Here is a 19,723-nt window from a genome sequence, read left to right as displayed (position 1 = left end):
GTCGCAAACTTACATAAAAAAATGCAATCGGATAGGGGTTTTCGCCCTTTCCGGTGTCATAAAGTCGAACAGATGACTATCTTTGTTCATGGAATAAGAAGGATTAAAAGAGTGAAATATGAAAAATAAAGTACTGTCTATATCGTTGTCTTTGTTGATTCTGACGGGTTGCGGATCGATGAAGAACATGAGTCGGGAAGACCGGGTCGGCTTTGGTGCGCAGATCGGGTCGTTTGTCGGCTGGCTTTTTGGCGGGGCTGTCGGATATGCTATTGACGACGAAGTAGGGGCTGATATCGGCTCTTTTGTCGGGACAGCTGTCGGAGGAATTGCCGGCGCTTCGATTGCTGCCAATGCAGGCGAAGTGAAGGTAGAGAAAAGAGAGCCCGGAAACTATACGCCTTCGTCACATGTCCTTCTTCCCGATTTGCAGATAGAAGATATTTTCCTGGTGGAAGACAGCACCGCCCGTAACCAAAAGATCGATGCCGGGGAAACCTGTCATATCTCCTTAGTGATTGTCAACAACAGCTTTCAGGATGCTTTGGATGTCGAACCGGTAGTGAAAGTAAAGAAGGGGAAAAACATCAAACTGTCCGATCCGGTGCGGATAGCGAAAATCACGCGTGAAGACCGTATCACATACAACGTTACCGTACAGGCATCACCGAAGTTGCGTACCGGCGAAGTCGTCTTCAGTGTTCGCCTTCTGGAAGGACGCGGCAACGGGACGGATGAAGAAACTTTCACCGTCGAAACCGCAGGCAATAATGATAAATAACTATCTTTGCCGGATAATTAAGGAAAAAACTCTAAGTCCATGAACAAAACAACTCAAACACAAATCATCAAGCTTATACATCAGGAAGTAATCCCGGCTATCGGCTGTACGGAACCTGTTGCTGTCGCACTGGCTGCTGCTAAAGCTGCCGAAGTTTTAGGTTGCCGTCCGGAAAAGACGGAAGTATTCCTGAGTGCCAATATCCTGAAGAACGCAATGGGTGTCGGAATCCCCGGAACCGGAATGGTCGGGTTGCCGATCGCGATTGCCTTAGGTACGTTGATCGGTAAGTCGGCTTATGGCCTTGAAGTCTTGCGCGACCTGACGCCGGAAGCGCTTACTGGAGGTAAGCAGATGATTGAAGATAAATGTATTCATATCGCTTTAAAGGAGAATGTAGATAAACTGTATATCGAAGTGCTCTGTTCAGCCGGAGACGAAACCTCCCGGGTGATTATCTGCCATGAACATACGAATATCGTCTATGTGGAGAAGAACGGCTCGGTTCTGACCGACCTGCGGAAGGAAGGTGTCACCTGCGATGCTTCCGCCGAAGAAGACGAACTGAAACTCTCTTTCTCGACCGTCTATGAGTTTGCGATGGAGATGCCGCTCGATGAAATCCGTTTCATCCTGGAAACCGCCGACCTGAATCGGAAAGCTGCCGAAGCTTCGCTCAAAGGTAATTTCGGTCATACGGTGAGCAAGACTGTTTCCGGTGTCTACGGACGGAAATATATGGGCGATTCCGCCTATACGCATATGCTGGCGATGACTGCTGCAGCCTGCGATGCCCGCATGGACGGGGCGATGATCCCTGTAATGAGCAATTCCGGCAGCGGTAACCAGGGAATTGCAGCGACGCTTCCTGTTCTCTCTTTTGCCGAAGACATCGAATGTACGGAAGAGCAGTTGATCCGCGCCCTGATGTTAAGCCACTTGATGGTCATTTATATCAAGCAAAGCTTAGGACGCCTGTCCGCCCTTTGCGGATGCGTGGTGGCGGCTACAGGAGCCAGTTGCGGGATTACCTATCTGATGGGAGGTAATAAGGTGCAGATTTCTTATGCCATCAAGAATATGATCGGTAACATAACCGGCATGATCTGCGACGGCGCAAAGCCCAGTTGCGCCATGAAAGTTTCCAGCGGTGTTTCAACAGCCATGCTGTCTGCGTTGATGGCGATGGAAAACAAAGTCGTCACTCCCGTTGAAGGCATTATCGACGAAGATGTAGACAAATCGATCATCAATCTGACCTCTATCGGCTCCAAAGGGATGGAAGCGACCGATAAGTTGGTGTTGGACATTATGACCGGCAAATCCTGCTAATAGAAAGAAATATGCTGACCGATATCCGCCTGTTAAGCCAGCAATTGGCAAAACCAAAGTTCAAAACTCCTGAAGAGGTGGTTGCCTGGATGGGCGCTATCCAGGCTCAGGAGTACACAATGGCGAAATGGGCGGTCGGTTGCCGTTTGAAGTCTGCCACATTGCAAGCTGTAGACAATGCACTTGCAAAAGGCGAAATCCTGCGCACCCATATCTTGCGTCCGACCTGGCATTTTGTTGCCGCCGGGGATATCCGTTGGATGCTGCAATTGTCCGGTGGGCGGATAAAGACGGCTTTTGAGTCGTATGCCAGAAGCAATAAAATTGAAATCCCCGAAAGCCTTTATATCCAGAGCTATAATCTTTTGGAAAAGCTGTTGGCTGGCAATAAGAGCTTAACCAAGCAAGAGCTGGGAGAGGAGTTTGCACGATCCGGACTCGAGGCCGGCAATTACCCTATGCATCTTTTCTTGATCCGTGCAGAAGTGGATGGACTTGTTTGCAGCGGTGTCGACAAAGGGAAAAAGCCTACCTATGCCCTCTTGGATGAACGGGTGCCGCCGGTAAAGGAGCTGCACCGGGAAGAGGCGCTTGCCCGTCTGGCTACCCTCTATTTCCAAAGCCATTCCCCTGCTACGTTAGCCGATTTTATCTGGTGGTCCGGCCTGACAACGACCGATGCCCGCCATGCGGTCGGCCTGATCGAATGCGATTTGCTTACGGAACAGTATGATTCGGAAATTTTCTACCTGCATACTTCCTGTGACCTGAAAGCCCGTTGCCGGCAAGTGCTCCACTTGCTGCCATCCTACGACGAATATCTGATCAGCTACAAAGACCGGACAACCGTCCTGCTCCGGGAGCATCATCCCAAGGCGTTCAATACTTTCGGCATTTTCTATCCGGTTATCCTCCATAATGGCCGCATCATCGGCAATTGGAAAAAAGCTGTAAAGAAAAAAGCTCTGGCGCCTGAAGTCTCTTTCTTCAATGATGTTTCCGATATTCCGGAAGAGTTGCTGAAAAAGGCGGTTGACCGCTATTGTTATTTCTACGCTAAAGAATAAGCATTCCCCATAGAGTGTGGAATTTTTACACACATTCTACAATCGACTCCACACTTTTCTTATTTCCCCCGTTTTCTTTAATCGCGCTTTATTGTATTGTATTTCAGTTTATTAGTGCATGTATGGCATCTCATTGACCGTTTCCGGCACACTCTTTGTTTTATTATTATCAGAATTAGATATTATCCTTCCCGAGATATTGTTTTCTGATTAGATATTTGATTAGAAAAAGCTTATCGATTAAATCCGCTTCGCCTGTGAAGGTAAAGCGGATTTTTTTATTGAAAAACAAGGGGTTGCTACCGTTTTTTTACTACATTTACAGAATAAATAAATCTAATATGAAATTCAAGAAAATAATAATGGCTATCATATCTGTGCTTGTGGCAGGCATGGGATTTATATCTTGTAGCAGAGGCTATAGGCCGGAGATCGTGAATAACCCGTTAGAGGAAGAAGTCTATTATATTATCGGGCAAATAAAAGAGGAAAATAGCCCTGTTGAAGGTGTAGTGGTGAGTTCTCCCGACACCCAAGTTGAAACCTCATACAATGGATGGTATCAATTACCTGTAAACCAAAAGGGAAAATGTACCGTTTCGTATATGAAAGAAGGGTATATCCCGATTACTACAACTGTCTCGATACCGGAAGAAATGCAAACCAGAAGCAGTGTGGCACTTCCCTTGCAGATGGCAAAAAAGAATCCTGTTGTTACGATTGATCCATCCAGGGATACGGTTATTGTTTATCCGGGAGCGGATAAACGGACTTCCATTATATTCCCCGCCGGTATATCCGATCAACCGATAGATGTCTCTGCTACAGAGTTTATCAACGGTCCTATGGTAGATATCGAGCATGCCGGTTTGGTTACCTTTGATCTGGAAGTGTCCGGGCCGGAGAAAACGCTCCCGGTAGAAATAATAAACCAGGCGAACCCTCTCTTGCACGTCGGACAGCTTGTGCATTGCGTAGAAGTGGACGGGCAATGGAAAGAGATGGCGGGAACGATTGGAACTTTTAACTGGCTGCGTAATATTCATGAGGCGACTATACAGTCCTCTTATGCGATACATTCGATAGGACCTAAATTGGAGGTGGACACTATTCTAACATCTTTCGAAAGCGCGGGAGAGGTGGTCATCGATAACTTGGGTAGTTTGTTTGCCAAAGAGGTCGAGATCATGTCAAAACAAAAAATGGGCTGGGAGATTACGTCTGATATGGATTCCTATTATTCTACTTATCCGGGGCTGATAGACAGTGATTGCGAATATACAACTAAATCCTTATACAAAGTTTTAGCCTCTGTCAACGGCTCTTTAGCGGGGATTAGCGAAACAGATGTCCCATTGGGTATCGCAAAGGTCAGTGGAGATACGAAAATGACCATTAAATTTTTTACCCGCGTGGACGATGTATCGCTTCAGTATATTTTAATGTTTCAAGGTATTTGGGTTACCAGACAAATAAAATACAAAAGATATAGCGGCATGAACATCGAAATTGATTACCAATACGGTTCGAGCCATATTGGTAATCAAAAGTAGCTTGTTCTTAGAACCATTTGATCTTTCTGAAAATAAGGAACGACAACGCAGACAATGCGATCGATACCAGGACGATCAGGGCAAAGGCGTGGGGCATACCTTCACCATAAACCGGGACGTTCATCCCGTAGAAGCTGGCGATAAGAGTGGGGACCATCAGAATGATAGAGATCGAGGTCATGCGCTTCATGATGGTGTTCACATTGTTGGAAATGATGGAGGCGAAAGCATCCATCGTACCGGTCAGGATATCGCTGTAGATATTGACTGTCAGGTGCGCCTGTTTCAACTCGGTTTCCACATCCTCCAATAGCTCGTTATCCATATAGATCGGTTCCTGGAAAATACTTTGCAGTTTGGTAAGCATCACTTCATTGCCACGAATGGAAGTGTTGAAATAAACCATACTTTTTTCCAGTTTCATCAGCCGGAGCAAGTCTTCATTCCGGATGCTCTTTTCCAGGGCTTTCTCAGCATGTGCCACCTCATTATTGATCTGTTTCAGATACTTCAGGAACCAGACGGCAGACGAGTGGATAAGTCGCAGGATCAAATCATATTTATGGCGTACCACCACTTCCTTACGACGTGTATAGCGAATGAAATCGGGGATCAGTTCCGTCTTGTAATAGCAGACAGAAACGATCACTTCGTTGTTAGTCATGATTCCCAAAGGAATAGTCGTAAAAGGGATGCCGTGCTCCTGGCTTTGTACCGGGATACGGATAATTGTCAGTAACCAGTTGCCTTCGTATTCGATACGCGGGCGTTCGTCCGTATCGGCCACATCACTTAAAAAAGATTCGGGAACATTGAATTCGTTTGTCAGGTAATGGATATCTTCCGGTGTGGGACATTCTACATTAATCCAGCTGTTTGGAAGCCATTGGTCTTTTTCCACAAAACCGGCTTCACAATAAAGAAATGATCTCATTATTGCCTCCTTTCGTTGTTTTACAACGCGCAGAGGCAATGCTACAACCTCTCCGACGTTACTTGTTACTTACTGTTTTTGTTTCTCGCGGAATACTGTCGTCCATAATTTATAATTACTTTTTACGGCTGCAAAGATAGAAAAAATCGGCAATACTGAACCCTATTGCTAATAAAAAGATTACAATAACCCCCTATTTCAGCCGTTTTTCTATTTCGTCCGAAATCTTGATCGATTTTGGATTGACTCTTTTCATGGTTTTAGCTTTTACGGATGACAACAGAGAAAATGAGCTGCCGAACCCATTCCAAAAAGTATGCAATTTGTTTGTCGAAAACCGGAAACAGCGACAAAGTGATAAAGCTTAACTCCCGGAGAATCGAATATTTAAAAATAAAACGGACGGCGTTCCGAATATCCCAAGGAAATTCAGGGACTTTTTTGCCCTAAAGACAGTCCTCTTTTCAATTACGACCGTGCAAATCGCCATTACGACCGTCCTAATCTTCGCGAGGTGCCGAGTGCACTACCTATTAGCACGGTCATAATGGCAAAGAGGACGGTCGTAATTGTTGAAAACACTCAAAAAAGAGGAAAAAGTCCTTTTTTGAGGTCAAAAAAACGGATTAACATTTGTTTTGTTTCGGATGTCTTTTGAGCTTGAAAAATGCGTTTTATACAATAAGCCCCCCCGGGAGTTGAAAGTTGAAAGGGAGCATATTTAAGAAATAGAAATTCGTATTTAAGAATATTTGAATCAAAAGAGCAGGCTTCGTAGGGGCAGTTCGCGAACTGCCCGGGTAGCGACAAAGGACATATTTGTTGACACGGAGGGCGGTTCGCGAACCGCCCCTACGAGGTCTGTGTGTTTCATATCTGGCAAAAACTGAACCTATTGTACTTCGTGAGGTACTACAATAATCAGATAAGATGATTTAACGCCATATACTTCCAGAGCGGGGCGGCATGAAGCGCTTGTTTGATCCGGTCGTTTATTAGGAGTTCTTTTACTTCATCGAGTGTCAAAAGATGGACGCTCAGATCTTCCGTTGCTTCGAGATGTTGGGCCGTGACAGGCTCTACATCGGTGGCAAGATAGCAATATGTCAGATTGGTATGTGTACTGGGATTAACGCCGACTACCATCAGTTCGCTCCAGTTCCCATTTCCGTAGCCGGTCTCTTCCAACAGTTCCCGCTGGGCGGAAACAAGCGGGGATGCGTCTTCTTTCTCACAGACACCGGCACAAAGTTCATAGGCTGCAATCCCCAGTCCATGACGGTACTGGCTTACAAAGACAAATTTCCGGTCTTTGGTAATTGCGATTACATTGATCCATTCCGGATATTCAAACACATAATATTCGGGTATTTTGTTCCCATTCGGCAATTCCACTTCTTCACGGCGTACGGTAAACCAGGGTTTACGGGACAGATATTCGCTTTTCAGTACTTTCCAGCTTTTGTTTTCCGGTGTTTCCATTCTATATTGTTTTATTGTTACTTGCATATTATAAACGGCTTAGTTTGCGATAAATTGTGATTTACGGCAGACCTACCGGGGCAAGCTTCATATTTATCATTATCTTTGTCCCTTCGAAAGAGATGATTAGATGAATAAAGATGATAATTTCGGCAGGCTTTTGCTCCTGTTACTTATTGCATTAGGAATCTGTTTAGGACTATATTACTTACCGGACCGGTTGTTCGGGATGAAAATAAAAAAGGTTGATTTGCTTTCCGATATCAGGATAAAGCAGGAATCCCTTTCGATGGATTCTTTGCGTATGCAGCTTGAACAACCGGATACGGTCCGGATAGATTCGGCTGCTGTGCGCGATTCTATTCTGAAAACGACAGGTATCGATTCTGTGGCATTGGCTTTACGCGATTCACTTTATAAAGTCATGTATGCAGACCGGGGAGCCGATTCGTTGGGAACGCATATTGAAGATTATTCAGTAGGGCATATCGGCCTCAAACGCTTCTTTGCTGCTTTGAGGGACAGTCGGAAGCAGGAGCGCCCGGTTCGTGTGGCGTTTTTGGGAGACTCGTTTATCGAAGGAGATATTGTGGTCGCTGATTTCCGTTCCGGGATGCAGAAGGAGTTTGGCGGACGGGGAGTCGGTTTTGTTCCTATTACATCTGTTGCCGCACAATTCCGTCCGACTATCGAGCAGGAGGCTGAAGGATGGAACACCTGGTCGATGCTGACCGATCATCACCACCGGTACACACTTTCCGGGATGACGTTCGAGCCGGAAAGCGATCATCCCTCTGTCTCTGTTAAAACAACAGACCGCTATCCGGAGCTAAAGACCGTATCTTCCCTCAAGTTCTTGTATGAGAAAAATACCCGCACCCGGATGACACTGATCTGCAACGGGACACAGGATACGATCCGCGAGATGCTGAAGCCGACTTCCGTTATTACCCAATATGAACGTACGGGGACTTTTACGGAAGCCTCCTTTGCTTTTGCCGATACAGCCGGTTTCCGTGCACTCGGAGTCGCGTTGGAAGATAATTCGGGAGTGATTGTCGACAATTATTCCTTGCGCGGAAATTCGGGTATGATCCTGACACGTCTGGACAGTGCCCGTTGCCGGGAGCTGAATGCCCTGCGCCCGTATGATCTGGTAATCCTGCAATATGGGTTGAACATTGTCAGTGACAGCATTCTCCAGTATGGCTGGTATGCGAAGCGGATGGAAGAGGCCGTGCGCCATGTACGGACTTGTTTTCCGGACGCCGATGTGCTGATGCTGGGTGTGTCGGACAGAAGCCGGCAAGTGGACGGAACGTTTGAGACGATGCCTGCCGTGTTGGCGTTGCTCCATGCACAACGCCAGGCTGCCCGCCGTTCGGGTGTCACATTCTGGAATGTGTTCGGAGCGATGGGAGGCGAGAACAGCATGGTTCGTTTTGTGGAGAACAATTGGGCCAGCAAGGATTATACGCATTTAAGTTTCAGGGGAGGAAAAGAGATCGCTTCTGCCTTGTTAAAAGCAATATTATTAGAAAAAGAGTTTTATGATGAAGCAGACAAAGTGGCTCGTTAGTCTGATGGTTTGTCTGGCGCTGATGGCAATAAGTGCTGTCGGAGCCAAAGGAAAATTACCGGTCCCTGTTCCCGCGCTTAACGCGGGATCGCAGAAGCCTTGGCCGTATCAGGAAAAAGACAGCCTTTCTGTGCTCTGTCCGGATACAATCCCTCTCCCTTCACTTTCCTATTCGATCGGGAAAGAGGTGGATTCTATTTTGTCGCCTTCCTCTTTGCAGCCCTTCTTTGCCGGGTTGGATTCATTGCGGGCAGGGAAAGATACCGTTCTGACGGTTGTCCATCTGGGAGATTCCCATATACAGGCCGGGTATTATTCCGGACAGATGATGCGTCTTTTACAGGCGCAGTTCGGAAATGCCGGACGCGGATGGATCGCTCCCTTCAAGTTGAGCCGGACGAACGAGCCGGACGATTATTTTATCTCTTCCGCCATCCGGGAATGGGTGGCCGGACGCTGTATCCAAGCAAACAAAAAATGTCCGGTCGGGATCGGAGGAATCGGCATTCAATCCGTCTCTCCTTCGATTAATCTGGATGTGCGGATTGCCCCGAACAACGGGGCCGGTTATGCTTTTAGCCAGGCTATTTTTTATCGGGGGGAGAAATCCATGCCGATGCTGCCTACCGGGCCATTGAAAGATTCCGTACAGACTTCTTTGGCTATGGCTCCGGCTGTGGCAGGTGTTATGGCTGATACATTCCGTATCGCTTATCCTGTCGATACGCTGCAACTCCACAGTACCCGGAGGAAACAGGGAACGGACCAGTTGCTTCCGGCTTCTTCGTTTAGGAATGTTTATTATGGTTTTAGCCTGACAAACGGGAATCCGGGTGTTTTATACCACTCGATTGGGGTAAACGGGGCTATGTTTGTCAATTATACGGACGAATCCTATGTGCGGCAGTTAGCCTTGTTGAAACCTTCTTTGCTGATTGTTTCGCTGGGCACGAACGAGACGTTCGGCCGCCGTTTCAACAGCGAAGAATTTAGCGGACAGGTACGGGCGTTTATTTCGCTCGTTAAGAAATATATGCCGGATACGGCCATCCTGCTTACTACACCGCCGGAATGTTACAAACGGACCTATGTAGACAAGAAACGTACTTATGTCCGTAATGCAAATACCCAGCTTGCGGCAAAGACGCTCGTAAAAGTCGCTCATGAAGAGGGGCTTGCCTGTTGGGATTTATTTACGGCTACGGGAGGTAAAAGCTCTTGTACCAAATGGCATAAAGAACGGTTAATGGGGCGCGACCGTATCCACTTTACGAAAGAGGGCTACCGGGAACAGGGAACACTGTTGTACCGGGCCTTGATGCAAACGAAAAATAAGAAAGATGATGACAGGTGATATTTTAAATAATATAGGAGGATTTTCGATTGAGAAGCTTGGGGAGCTTTTTCTTTACCATCATAACGCACCGATATTATTCAGTAGCGGACTGTTCTTTTTCCTTTTTATCGGTTTCCTGATTATTTATATGTCATTAAGGAGACATTTGTTGGCACGTATTATTTATGTCACACTGTTTTCTATCTATTTCTATTATAAAAGCAGCGGGTTCTTCTTTTTCCTGCTGTTGTTTGTTGCGACGTCCGACTTTTTTATTGCGCAACGTATTGTCCGGACTGTACCCAAATGGGGACGCAAGGCTTGGGTAATCCTGAGTTTGTGCATCGATCTCGGATTATTGGGATATTTCAAGTATTTTAATTTCTTGCGGGAAATCGTTGCGACGATTGGCCACGAGTTAGGCTATCAGTTGGGTAATACCTCTTTACAAAGTATCACTTACCAGCCGTTGGATATCTTCTTGCCGGTCGGTATTTCATTCTTTACCTTCCAGACGATCAGCTATGTGATCGATGTGTACCGGGGGAGGATAGAGCCGCTTCACCGTTGGATCGACTATGTCTTTTATGTCTCTTTCTTTCCGCAGCTGGTGGCTGGCCCTATTGTCCGGGCACGCGACTTCCTTCCGCAGATTTATAAAGTGCCTGCCGTCACACGGGCACAGTTCGGCGAAGGCCTGTTCCTGATCTTGTGCGGTCTTTTCAAGAAAACGGTTATATCCGATTATATCAGCCTTAACTTTGTAGACCGTATTTTCGATGCTCCTTTACTCTATACGGGAGTGGAGAACCTGATGGGGGTATATGGCTATGCTTTGCAGATATATTGTGACTTTTCGGGCTATTCGGATATGGCGATCGGTATAGCCCTGCTGCTGGGTTTCCGTTTCAATGTAAACTTCGATTCGCCTTATCAGTCTGCAACAATTACGGAATTTTGGCGACGTTGGCACATCTCTCTTTCTTCGTGGTTGAAAGATTATTTGTATATTTCGCTCGGCGGAAATAGAAAAGGTAAAATACGAACGTATATAAACCTGTTGATTACAATGCTGTTGGGCGGTTTATGGCATGGGGCTTCCATCAGTTTTATCCTTTGGGGAGCTTTACATGGAGTCGCTTTGGCTATTCATAAGTTTGTGATGGGCCATTTCAGCAGTTTCAAACCGTTAGGCTCGGATATGAAGCCCTGGAGAAGAGTTTTAGGAATATTGATTACTTTTCATCTGGTTTGTTTCGGCTGGATCTTGTTCCGTGCCGATTCGATGCAGACGGTAGGCGAGGTGTTGACACAGATTTTTACAAACTTCCATCCGGAAGTGTTCATGCAGTTTGTCATGGGCTATAAAGGGGTATTTATCCTGATGGTGATCGGTTATGTCATGCATTTCATGCCTAAATCGGCAGAAAACGGGTTGCAGGCAGTTGTGACTCGTTCTCCTTTACTTGTGCAAGCGGTGATGCTGGCAGTGGCCATCTTTGTCGTTGTACAGTTTAAAAGTGCTGGAGTGCAGCCTTTTATCTATTTCCAGTTCTAAGATAACTGAGAATAAGTAAAAACAACACTACTTTTATGGGGAAAAATTTATTGTTGCTTATATTGATAGGTCTCTTTTTATTGGGAGATACAGATGTGTACCGTCCGGTCGGGCCTCCGGATGGTTCGGGTATCACTTCGCCTGAATTTAAAGGTGGCAGTGCCGCTTTTGCCCGGTATCAGAAAGAACATTTGAAATATCCGGTGAAGGCATATGAAGAGGGATTGGAAGGTGTTGTTTTGGTTTCCTGCACGATAGAGGCGGATGGAAAGGTAACGGAAGTGAAGGTGTCCAATAGCCCTGACTCCCGCTTTGAAGATGAAGCCGTACGGTTTGTGGAGAATACCGCAGGCCAATGGATTCCGGCTAAACGCAATGGCCGGAATATTGCCGGACAGAAGTTTGTTCCGGTTTCTTTTCGACTGGATAAGACACAAATGCCCGAAGTAGGGACAAATGCCGGTAACAGGGAACTCGTCAAATATATAATCGTCGCTTTGCTCGTTGCCGCTTTTCTTTTCATTTTAAGAAAACAACAAAAATGATTGCCGGGAATGCAGCCTGACTTTTCTAATTTCGAAAAAATACTGTCGAAAATGCATCAAAAACGAGAATAATAACATTGTCGTTGTTTATAAATTGAAAATAAATTTGGATATCTCCTCTGATAATCCTTACTTTGTGAATTGATACATATTATCAGGATTTTAAGATATTACGAGCGAATATCCCAATACATTCATTTATTTTATATGGAAAGTGTGTATAAACAACAGCTGCTTGATGCTGGGACTAATGTGGATAAAGCATTAGACCGCTTTATGGGAAGTGAGGCATTGTATGATAAGTTTCTTCTGAAATTCATTCAGGACACATGTTATAAGCAACTGGAAGATTGCATAAAAACGGGTAATGCTACCGAGGCTTTTATGCAGGCCCATACCATGAAAGGCATTGCAGGAAACCTGGAATTCGAGTCTTTGCTGGAAGTCCTGGTGCCTATGACTGAACAGCTAAGAAGAGGGGATATGACAATGATAAAGGAAGAACAAGAGGAATTAAAACTGCGCTATGAAAAACTGTATGCTGTCATAAAAGAAAATCATTAGGCAGAAAATAGGAGGGATATATCATGGATGATCATTTTTCACAATCAGGAACAGATCTTGAGTATAGGCTGTTGGTGGGGTTAATGGGACAAATGGGTGTTAGTGTCAGCAAACATTTGTTGGATGAACATTTCACCCTGTTGTGGGCAAATGATTTCTACTATGATATGATTGGTTATCCTAAAGATGATTACGAAACCCTTTTCCACAATCGACCGGATCTGTATTATAAGCAATATCCGGAGCTCTGGGAAGCTTTAGGCCAGAAAGTCTACGAGGCAATTGAGAACAAAGCAAACGGTTATGAGCTCATTACCAAAATGCCGGTGAAGGGTGGAATGAGATGGATTAAACTGAATGCGACATTTACTGATCAGCTACAAAACGGTATCCCTATTTCATATACAGTGATGACTGACGTTGAAGACATCATGCAAGTGCGTCTCGAACAAACAGTCGCTTATGATAACCTGCCCGGTTTTGTTGCTAAATATAAGGTAAAGCAGGATGGCCGTTTTATCATGATTGAAGCGAATGATAAATATTTGGATTTTGCAGGTATCGAAAAAGATATGATTTCCGCATTCTGCCCTTTTTCCCGACTGGACGATAAGAGCCGGAGTGTACTGAATGAATATATTCCTTTGATGCAGAAGGGCGAATCTGTGCATTTTGTGATTCGATCCAAAGATAAAAACGGTACGGATGCCTGGTTGCAACTGAACGGCGAATGTATCGGCTGGGAGGGTAAAGAGCCTGTCTACCTTGTTGTTTTCATCGACATAACTGATATTACCGAGCAGCGCGAATTGCAGAAAAAGCTGGAAGAACAATCCGAGCAATTAAAAGAAGCGCTTGATTTTGCAGAAAAAGCAAATCAGGCCAAATCTGATTTCCTGGCCCGTATGAGCCATGATATCCGTACGCCTATGAATGCCATTGTCGGAATGACCGCCATTGCCGGTGCCCATGTGGATGACAAAGAACGGGTCCTTGACTGCCTGAACAAGATCACCGGTGCTTCCAAATTGCTGCTCAGCTTGATTAACGAGGTGCTGGATATGTCAAAAATTGAAAGCGGACGACTCAAGCTCTCCGATGATGAACTGAATATTGGTGAATTGTTGCAGGATCTGATCATTATGATGCAACCGGAGATCCGGAGTAAACAGCATCAATTGGATATCCATCTCATGGGAATGCAACATGAAAATGTAATTGGAGATATGCAGCGGATTAAACAGGTTTTAATGAATATCCTGTCCAATGCAATAAAATATACGCCGGACAACGGACGGATTCTGATCCGGATCAATGAAAAGTCCTCCCGGGACGGTATCGGGTATTATGAATTTGTTTTTGAAGATAACGGAAGAGGGATGAAACCCGAATTCCTTTCAAGGATATGCCAGCCGTTCGAACGGGCGGACGATCAAGATATTGCAGGCATACAGGGGACGGGGCTCGGCATGTCGATCAGCCATAAGATCGTACAGATGATGGGAGGTGACATACTGATCGAAAGCGAATACGGCAAAGGTTCCCGTTTTACCATAAATATGCCGTTACGGCTTCGTGAGCAGGATGTCCCGGAAGCGATAGGTGTCCCTGGAATGTCTATCCTTGTTGTCGATGATGACCGGATTGCCTGTCAGGGTACTTGCAATTGCCTGGAGGAAATCGGGGTACGATGCGACTGGGTTTGTTCCGGTGAGGAAGCTGTAGAGATTGCCAGGGAAAGAAGCGAAAAGAATAATGCATATTTTGCTATTATAATGGACCTGAAGATGCCCGGGCTGAATGGTATCGAAACTACCCAATTACTTAGAGCGGCAGTGGGTCCCGATATCCCGATTATTATTTTATCCGCATACGATGTGGAAGAGTATGAATCGGATGCCAAAAAGGCTGGTGCGAATGGATTTATTACGAAGCCTTTATTCAAATCTAAATTGATCCAGGTCCTGAAAAGGTTTATAGACAAGGAGAATGTCCGGGGACATATCACTCCGACAAAACTGTCTGATGCTGATTTTTCGGGTAAGCGTATCCTGTTGGTGGAAGACAATGAATTGAATCTTGAAATTGCTGTCGAAATTATAGGAAGCACCGGCGTTTCCATCGATACGGCTGTGAACGGCTTGGAGGCAGTCAACAAGGTGTCACAATCTCCCGAAGGGTTCTACCAGATGATATTGATGGATGTTCAGATGCCGGTGATGGATGGTTACGAGGCAACCCGCCGGATTCGCGCCCTCGGACGTGCTGATGTTTCCGGTATGCCGATTATAGCCATGACTGCCAATGCTTTTTCCGAAGATGTAACGAATGCGCTTGAAGCCGGAATGAATTATCATCTGGCAAAACCGATCGATATTATTGCTCTGATGGCTGTTTTGGATAAATACTTATAGCATCTACGATACTTTCGCTTCTCAGTTGCTTGTCAAAAGAGGCTTTATCCAGCCGGGTCGTAACATGGATGGTTACCGGTTCGCCCGGCAAGAGATCGAAATAGTTGTCGGAGAAGAAATTGTCGATGCCGTCGATACTCAGGAACACACCCCGGGCAAATACGTCACTGCTGACTGTCACGTCGTAGCCGTCTCCGGCCGGGACCGATGTCATTTGAATATCGGCTTTCGGAAAGTCGATATCTTTATAACGATCGAAGAAGTAATTGTTTGTGATTACTTCACCGTCTTTTCCGTTCTCGGTGAAGCGGGCGTTTACAACGACTTCATTTGTTTTCTTTCCTCCCAAGACGCTTTCTACCGGAGCGGAGAACTGTATCTTGCTTGTGTTTGCAGGCAGCGTTACATTCTTTTTCTGTTCAAACAGGACATTACCTTTCAGGTCCATGACGCGGACGTCGAGCAGGCCTTTCGTTGCCTGTAAGCGGTCGGATACGATGTAGATATTCAGTATGCCGTCTTCTGCGATCGGAGAGACGAGGATGTCCCGAAACGCTTTCTTTGCGAAATAATGCTGGGCTTTCCAACGTCCGTAATAGTCGCGGCTCGACCAGGAAGCGACCGGCCAGCAATCATTATGCTGCCAGAACAGGGTTCCCATATTGTAAGGCATCATGCGCCGGTGCGCCTCGATTGCTGTCTTAATCGCATCGCCCTGGAGCAGCTGCCCCATGTAAAGGAAATTCGGGAAGTCTTTGGGTTTCCGGTATTCGTTCAGCAAGTACCATTCGATCAGGCCGTTGGCATGGCTACCGGCACGCTGATGTGCCATCATCACTTCCGAGTAGATATCATGGTCGCGTTCTTCCGGTGCATATTTCAGGACGGACTGGTACTCCGGGAACGACTGGAAACCGTACTCCGAGAAGAAACGGGCACGTATCTTGTTGTAGTTCGCAATGCTGTCCTTGGCATGCCATACTCCCCAGTAGTGGGCGTCGCCATTCGGGTTCCAGTTCTCTTTACCGCTTTCGCATTTGGCATCCGGATCGCCGCCGTATGGGGAAGAAGGCAGGTAGAAGGCGGTCGGGTCATATTCCTTTACGACTTCGGGCAGTAGTTTATGGAAAAGCTCCTTGTCGTCTTTTCGCATTTCTTCCAGCACGCCCAGCTTCTCGTATTTCTGCATCCAACCCCAGTTGAACCAGGCTGTATGGTTTTCGTTGTTACCGCACCAGATCGCAATGCAGGGGTGGTTGCGCAGGCGGACGACATTGTCGATCGCTTCCTGCCGGATGTTCTCTAAGCGTTCCGGCGTCATCGGGTAGGTACTGCATGCAAACATGAAATCCTGCCAGACCAGAATGCCGTACCGGTCGCAAAGGTCATAGAAGAGATCGTTCTCGTAGATACCGCCGCCCCAGACACGGAGCATATTCATATTGGCATTTACGGCATCGAGAATCGTTTTTTCGTAGCGCTCGGGCGTGACACGCGGCAGGAAGTTATCCTGTGGGATGTAGTTGGCCCCCTTGGCAAAGACCGGTTTACCGTTCAGTTCGAAATAGAAGGTCGTGCCGTCCTTGTCTTTGTCGCGAACGACGCGAAGGCTACGGATGCCGATGTTGGTGGTATCCGCGTCGGCCACCTTGCCGTCCATTGTGACGGTGGCTGTGAAAGGATAGAGGTGGGCTTCCCCCAGACCGTTCGACCACCAGAGTTTGGGATTACGGACGACGAGGTCAGTCTCGATCAGGTTCTTGCCCTTCTTCACATGGGCGGTCTTCGTCCAAGTCTCCCTGATGCCTCCGGCTTTGAGGGTGAGCGTGGCTTCTCCCTCCTTGTCGGCGATGACTTCGACACGGGTTTTGATCTCTGCTCGTTTGGCATTGACTTTCTCCTGGATATATTGGACATTGTCGATGCGGGCATCATTCCAGCCGATCAGGTAGGCTGGACGCCAGATACCGCTTGTGACAAGACGAGGCCCCCAGTCCCAGCCGTAATGGTAGCCTGCCTTGCGGGCGAAGACGCTAACCTTCTTATCGAACACACCGCCGTTCTCGGACTGGTCGTTGCCGGCTTCGATCGGATGTTGCAGGGCGTCGAAGTTCGGTATATCCATTTTGATAGGAGAGTGGAAGTAGATGCGGAGTTCGTTGCCGTCCCTCTTCAACAGACCTTTGACGGGAATGAGCCACTCGCGGAACATATTATTGGCTTTCAGGATGCAGGAGTCGTTCAGGTAGACATCGGCATAGGTGTCGAGCCCTTTGAAATCCAGGTCGATGTTGTCCTTGTCGAACACATCGGGGGCGACGTCGAGGGTCGTCTTATATTCCCAATCCTCTTTGTCAACCCACTGCACACCCCGTTCGTTCAGGCGATAGAAGGGATCTTCGATGATCCCATTGTTCATCAGATCCGTATGGACAACCCCCGGTACGGTGGCCGGATACCAATTATTGCCACGAACCTGTTTGAAGGTCCAGCCACTGTCGATGTTTTGTTCAGACACTCCATCCGCCATTGCCGGAACCGCTACCATAAGGGCAGAGGCAAGGGCAAAGGTGGAGGCGATAGTTTTGTAACGCATAATCATGTTTTTTGTTTCTACTAAACAATAACAGATCGCGTTGTGTTTAGTTCTGGCTTACCCCAACGCCTTTTTGTTCGTCTCATTGACCGGGTTCTTCCCTTCCGGAGTGTAGAGCTGGTCGATGCGGGCGGCATAGGCTTTTTCCACTTTGCCGCGGACGATCTTCATCGTGCTGTTGACCATGCCGTTCTGCTCCGTGAATGGTTCCGGCAAGACGGCAAAGGCAGCAGGCAGCCAGCGGTCGGGGAAGAGGGTCGACAGGTCGCCCCCTTTGCGGAAACGGTCTATCTGCGACTGGATGATCCGGATCGCTTCCTCGCATCCTTTATCGGATGAAAGATCGAGATGCTGGTGCGCTAAGTGTTTCTTCAGACGTTCTTTGTTCGGCACGACGAGGGCGACGGTGTACGGACTCTGGTTGTTATACAGGATCAACTGGTCGATGCAGGAAGAATGTTCGACCAGCGCCTCCTCGATCCCTTCGGGACTGTACTTCTCGCCGTCGCTACCAATCAACAAGCTTTTGAAACGACCGAGCACATACAACAGGCCGTCATGTCCCATATAACCCATATCTCCGGTATAGAGCCAGCCGTCGCGTACGGTCTCGGCCGTCGATACCGGATTCTTCCAATAGCCCGCCATCACATTCTCGCCTCGTATGACGATCTCGCCCTTCTCACCTGTCGGAAGTTCTTTTCCATCGGCATCACATATTTTCAGGTCGAGCGGACGAACCAGTACGCCGCTGCTTCCGAACGTATGCCGGCGCGGGCCGTTGGTCGAAATTACCGGAGTGGCTTCACTCAAGCCGTAACCCTGGTACATCGGCAGGCCGATTGCGTAATAGAACTTCTGCAGGTCTTTGTCCAACAGGGCGCCTCCGCCGATGAAGAACCGGAGCTGACCGCCGAAATTCTCACGTACCTTGGTGAAAAGCAGTTTGTCGAACAGGCTGACAAGCGGTTTCAGCAGGCAGCGGGCGCCACGTCCCTTATCCTCCCCGCCGTCGCCATTATAGAGGTAGGCGACCTTGAGGGCGAAGTTGAACAGGCGGGTCACCTGTTTACCCTGTGCCCGGATGCCTTGCTCGATGTTCTTCTTGAAATTCTTTGCTAACGCCGGGACGCTCAGGATCAGGTAGGGTTTGAACTCTTTGATATTGACCGGGATGTTCTTCAACGTCTCCAACCCGGTACGTCCCACCTGTACGGTCGCGACCGATGCCCCCTTCGACATGAAGATGTAGAAGCCGACCACATGCGCGAAACAATGATCGAGCGGAAGGATCACTAACGTACGCCAGGTGTCGTCGATGTCGACGCAGGAGAGCGCCTGCTCCACGTTGGCCGTATAGTTGCGGTGCGTAAGGATGACGCCTTTCGGGTCTGCTGTCGTTCCGGAGGTATAGGTGATAGTCGCGTAATCGCCATCCTGCAACGACTTGCCGATAGTCAGGAACTCATCCAGCGGATGCGCTTCCAGATACGCTTCTCCCATCCGAAGAACTTCGGAGAGGGGGATTTCTTTCTCCTTATATTCTGTCTGCTCGTCCATCACGATCACTTTCTCGACAAGGGGAAGGCGGTCCATGATAGCCCGTATCTTCTTCAGCTGGTTACCGGAAACGAGGATATATTTCACGTCGGCATGCACGAGGCGGAACAGCAGGTCGTTCGCTTCTTCCAGTTTAATGGAAAGCGGGACGTTGGTCGCACCGGCGTAGAACATGGCCAGTTCACCGATGATCCAGGCATTACGGCCTTCGGAAAGGAGCGCCATGTTGTCTCCCTTCTTCACTCCGAGAGCCATCAATCCGGCACCTGCCGTATAGACTTGCTGCTGGACTTCCTTATAGGTCGTCGGCTCGAACTTGTCCTTCGTCTTCTCCCACAGGAAAGGGTTGTCGGGATATTGCTGCACCGAGCTCTCGAAAAGGTCAATAATTGTCTTCTTCATGTCTGATATCTGTTTAATTG

Annotated in this window: 14 protein-coding genes; 10 read left to right on the top strand and 4 right to left on the bottom strand. The window is 47.5% G+C overall.

Annotated features, from left to right (window positions below):
• Nucleotides 1–118: 118 nt before the first annotated feature.
• The 4 genes from DWW90_RS04040 to DWW90_RS04025 all read left to right on the top strand — a co-directional run bounded on the left by DWW90_RS04040 (nucleotide 119) and on the right by DWW90_RS04025 (nucleotide 4,733).
• On the top strand, nucleotides 119–781 hold the full coding sequence (locus DWW90_RS04040; protein ID WP_122344090.1) for a glycine zipper family protein: 663 nt from the start codon (nucleotides 119–121) through the stop codon (nucleotides 779–781).
• 39 nt (nucleotides 782–820) lie between these two features.
• A complete protein-coding gene (locus DWW90_RS04035) occupies nucleotides 821–2,113 on the top strand; it encodes a serine dehydratase subunit alpha family protein (RefSeq protein ID WP_122344089.1) in 1,293 nt (430 codons plus the stop codon).
• Between the two features lie 11 nt (nucleotides 2,114–2,124).
• On the top strand, nucleotides 2,125–3,180 hold the full coding sequence (locus DWW90_RS04030; RefSeq protein ID WP_122344088.1) for a winged helix DNA-binding domain-containing protein: 1,056 nt from the start codon (nucleotides 2,125–2,127) through the stop codon (nucleotides 3,178–3,180).
• Nucleotides 3,181–3,521: 341 nt separating this feature from the next.
• On the top strand, nucleotides 3,522–4,733 hold the full coding sequence (locus DWW90_RS04025; RefSeq protein WP_122344087.1) for a hypothetical protein: 1,212 nt from the start codon (nucleotides 3,522–3,524) through the stop codon (nucleotides 4,731–4,733).
• Between the two features lie 7 nt (nucleotides 4,734–4,740).
• On the opposite strand, the gene DWW90_RS04020 is transcribed toward DWW90_RS04025, so the two are convergent.
• Nucleotides 4,741–5,667, bottom strand: coding sequence for a magnesium transporter CorA family protein (locus DWW90_RS04020; protein ID WP_122332671.1), 927 nt, complete (start codon nucleotides 5,665–5,667; stop codon nucleotides 4,741–4,743).
• 921 nt (nucleotides 5,668–6,588) lie between these two features.
• Entirely contained in the window at nucleotides 6,589–7,149 is a 561-nt protein-coding gene (locus DWW90_RS04015; RefSeq protein ID WP_122344086.1) for an NUDIX hydrolase, read from the bottom strand.
• A gap of 130 nt (nucleotides 7,150–7,279) precedes the next feature.
• Here DWW90_RS04015 and DWW90_RS04010 point away from each other — a divergent pair, with 130 nt between their 5' ends.
• The 6 genes from DWW90_RS04010 (at nucleotide 7,280) to DWW90_RS03985 (ending at nucleotide 15,145) form a co-directional block, all read left to right on the top strand.
• The gene (locus DWW90_RS04010) at nucleotides 7,280–8,728 is read left to right on the top strand and encodes a hypothetical protein (RefSeq protein ID WP_122344085.1); all 1,449 of its coding nucleotides are present in this window, start codon (nucleotides 7,280–7,282) and stop codon (nucleotides 8,726–8,728) included.
• Nucleotides 8,700–10,082 (top strand): GDSL-type esterase/lipase family protein, encoded by a 1,383-nt coding sequence (locus DWW90_RS04005; protein ID WP_233547643.1) that lies wholly within the window; start codon nucleotides 8,700–8,702, stop codon nucleotides 10,080–10,082. Before DWW90_RS04010 ends, DWW90_RS04005 begins: the two co-directional genes overlap by 29 nt.
• A complete protein-coding gene (locus DWW90_RS04000; protein ID WP_122344178.1) occupies nucleotides 10,072–11,622 on the top strand; it encodes an MBOAT family protein in 1,551 nt (516 codons plus the stop codon). Before DWW90_RS04005 ends, DWW90_RS04000 begins: the two co-directional genes overlap by 11 nt.
• Before the next feature lie 35 nt (nucleotides 11,623–11,657).
• Complete coding sequence (locus tag DWW90_RS03995) at nucleotides 11,658–12,167, top strand: energy transducer TonB (protein ID WP_122344083.1); 510 nt, start codon at nucleotides 11,658–11,660, stop codon at nucleotides 12,165–12,167.
• A gap of 207 nt (nucleotides 12,168–12,374) precedes the next feature.
• Nucleotides 12,375–12,731 carry an Hpt domain-containing protein gene (locus DWW90_RS03990; protein ID WP_122333521.1) on the top strand — a complete coding sequence of 119 codons (357 nt, stop codon included), beginning with the start codon at nucleotides 12,375–12,377 and terminating at the stop codon, nucleotides 12,729–12,731.
• Nucleotides 12,732–12,754: 23 nt separating this feature from the next.
• Complete coding sequence (locus tag DWW90_RS03985) at nucleotides 12,755–15,145, top strand: response regulator (protein WP_122344082.1); 2,391 nt, start codon at nucleotides 12,755–12,757, stop codon at nucleotides 15,143–15,145.
• On the opposite strand, the gene DWW90_RS03980 is transcribed toward DWW90_RS03985, so the two are convergent.
• Both DWW90_RS03980 and DWW90_RS03975 read right to left on the bottom strand, forming a co-directional pair.
• Entirely contained in the window at nucleotides 15,108–17,741 is a 2,634-nt protein-coding gene (locus DWW90_RS03980; RefSeq protein ID WP_122344081.1) for a glycoside hydrolase family 2 protein, read from the bottom strand. The genes DWW90_RS03985 and DWW90_RS03980 overlap by 38 nt on opposite strands.
• Before the next feature lie 57 nt (nucleotides 17,742–17,798).
• On the bottom strand, nucleotides 17,799–19,703 hold the full coding sequence (locus DWW90_RS03975) for a long-chain fatty acid--CoA ligase (RefSeq protein WP_122333520.1): 1,905 nt from the start codon (nucleotides 19,701–19,703) through the stop codon (nucleotides 17,799–17,801).
• Nucleotides 19,704–19,723 lie beyond the last annotated feature (20 nt).

Source organism: Parabacteroides sp. AF17-28, assembly GCF_003479205.1.
Classification (GTDB): domain Bacteria; phylum Bacteroidota; class Bacteroidia; order Bacteroidales; family Tannerellaceae; genus Parabacteroides; species Parabacteroides acidifaciens.
Note: the sequence above shows the minus strand (reverse complement) of the source record. Positions and strands in the feature narration are given on the sequence as shown.